Source organism: Methylomonas sp. BG-2, from assembly GCF_057766305.1.
In genome coordinates this window covers 1-2,696 of record NZ_JBYMAP010000363.1, presented here as the reverse complement: position 1 = coordinate 2,696, position 2,696 = coordinate 1, and the positions used below count along the sequence as shown (strand labels likewise).

At 64.1% G+C, this 2,696-nt stretch carries 1 protein-coding gene; it reads right to left on the bottom strand.

What is annotated here, in order from left to right:
- The coding region (locus AC3B8H_RS20145) for an Ig-like domain-containing domain (protein ID WP_488443306.1) at nucleotides 1–2,696 on the bottom strand (2,696 nt) is incomplete at both ends.

The window sequence follows — 2,696 nt, the reverse complement described above, 5'->3', positions numbered from 1 at the left end:
ATACGCCGTTCGTCGGTACGTCCGGTTGATCCGCCACAATGCTGTAGCCGACGATGTTCGGCGCGGTGGTGTCCGCCACCAACGCCGCTGTGAAGTAGCGGGTTTGGTAGGCGTTGTTACCGTTCATGTCTTGGACGTAGTAGACGTAGAAGTAGTAGTTGCGGCCGACCGCCAGGGCTTGCTCCGGTACTAAGGTCAGGGTCCGGCCGTCGCTACTCAGACTACGGGTCGCCGGGACGTGCTGGCCGGTGGTGTTGTCGTACAGGTATAAGCTGCCGTCGTTGACCGTGACCGGGTCGATGGCTTCGCTCATCCGCGCTTTGAAGATGGCGTTGACCGGCACGTTGGTCGCGTTGGCGGCGATGCTCCATTCTTCGACGCTCGGCGAGGCGGTGTCCGGTCCGTTACCGGTGTGGAATTGGCTGCTCCGGCTGGTCACGGTGTTGCCGGCGTAATCTTGCGGTCTATCCACCGTCAGCGTGACTTCGCTGTCTACCGGCCACGGTTCGTGCGGCAGGTAGCTGACTTGCCGGTTGCTGTCGCTGAAGCTCAACGAGTAGCTGCGCGCGTCGTAGTTCGGCACTTGCGCCAGCGGCAGGTCGGCGTCGTCGCCCAGGAAGCTGAGCGGGCTGACCGATTCGTCGAAACGGATCGAGACGCGGTTGTTGATGCCGACCGGGCTGGCGCCGTCGGTCGGGCTCAGCGCGGTGACTTGCGGCGCAACGCTGTCTTCCTGCCCACCGGCGGCCGTCGCAAAGTACCAGATATAGTCGCTGTTGTAGGTGGACGCGACCCCGCTGGCGTCTTTGACGCCGGCGCGGATGCCGATTTGGTAGCCTTGGTTGGCTTGCAACGGCGTCGTCGGCACCAGGCGCACCACGCGGTTGCCTTTCATCAGGCTGACCGTCGTCGGTATTTCGGCGCCGTAGTAGTAGTTGCGCAGGACGAAACGGCTGCTGTCGACCGTAGTCGGATCCAGCGCTTCGTTGAACTGCAGGTCGATCGCCGGATTCAGCGGCAGCGAGATGCCGTCGTCGGCGTTCAGCGCCAGTACGTACGGGGCTTTCGTCGCGGGGTCTTCTTCGATCCGGAACGAGCTGTAGAAGCTGTTCAGGGCGTTGCCGCTTAGGTCCTGGGCGGTGCTGTCCAGGAACACTTCGATCCGCGCGTCTTTCGCCCACGCTTGCGCCGGGGTGTAGACCAGGGTCCGGCCGTCGCCGATCAGTTGCAGGTTGCCGTTGATCAGTACGCCGTTTTGCGAGACGTGCAGCGCACCGGCGAGGCTGCTGGCTTTGAGCGCTTCGGTGCTGTACAGCACGATTTTGTTTTTCGACAGCACGTTGTAGGCGCCGTTACCGGGTAAGGCGGTGGCGATGCTGGGTCGGCCGGTGTCGTTGGCCGCCGCGGTCGTGAAGACTTTGACGGTGTCGGCCAACCGGTTGCCGCTCAGGTCTTTGATGTCGTCGGTCAGTAGGACGGTCACCAGGGCCGAGGCCGGCAGGTTGTAGTTGAGCGTGATAGTCCGGCTGTCGGCCGAGTAGCTGACCGAAGGTCTGACCACGTCGCCGTTGACGAACAGGCCGATGCTGTTGCTGTTGGCCGTGCTTTGGTTCAGCGATTCGGAGAAGGTCAGCACGATCGGGTTGTTGCCGTACACGTCCAGCGCTCCGTCATTCGGGGTGATGGACAGCAGTTGCGGCGCGGTGGTGTCGCCGCCGGTGCCGGTCGTGAAGTATTGATAGCGATAGCTGTTGCTGTTGCCGGCCAGATCGAGCACGCCGTTGACGGTGATGTTGATCTGGGTGTTGCCCGGCAGCGGGGTCAGAGGGCTGAAGGTCACGACATTGCCGCTCCGTTCGAAGCTGCCGGCCAGTTGGCCGCTAAAGCCGCTGGCGCTGATCGAGATGCCGCTGTCCAGCGTGGTCGGGTCGATCGCTTCGCTGAAGGTGAAGGTGATCGGCGCGCTGGCGCTGACGCCGGTCGAGGCGTTCGCCGGGCTGACGGTCACCGTGGCGCCGGTGGTGTCCGCCACGGGGCTGGCGCCGGTCGTGAAGTGGCTGGTCACGGTGGACAGTCGGTTGCCGATGTAGTCGTACAAGCCGTCCAGCACGACGGTGTAGTCGCTGTTGATCGCCAACGCGCTGCTTGGGGTGAAGATGACGGTGCGGTTGTCGCTGCCCAGGCTGGCGGTGCCGGCCACATCGACGCCGCCGACGCTGAGTCGGACGCTACCGGCGACGCTGAAGGCGCTGACCGGTTCATCCAACACGAAGCGCAGTTTGGCGTTGACCGCGATGCCGGTCGCGCCGTCGGCGATGTTTTGCCCGCTGACCAGCGGGACTTCCTGGTCGTTGGCCGCGCCGGTCCGGAAATACCAATTGGCGTAGTTGATCCGATTGCCCGCTTGGTCCGGCAGCGGCGCCCAGTTGCTGATGTAGAGGTAATACTGCCGGTTGGCCGTCAACGCCGCCGTCGGCGTCAGCGTCACGGTTTTGCCGTCCGCGCTCAACGCGTAGCTCGCGCTCGGCCGTTGACCGGTCACCGCGTCGTACAGGGCGATGGTGTCGGTGTTCAGCGCCAGCGGGTTCAGCCGTTCAGCAAACGTGATCACCACCGGGGTGTTCAGGCCAACGCCGCTGGTGTTGTTGGCCGGGCTGTATTGCACCACGCTGGTCGAGAGCAGGTCGGCCCCCGCG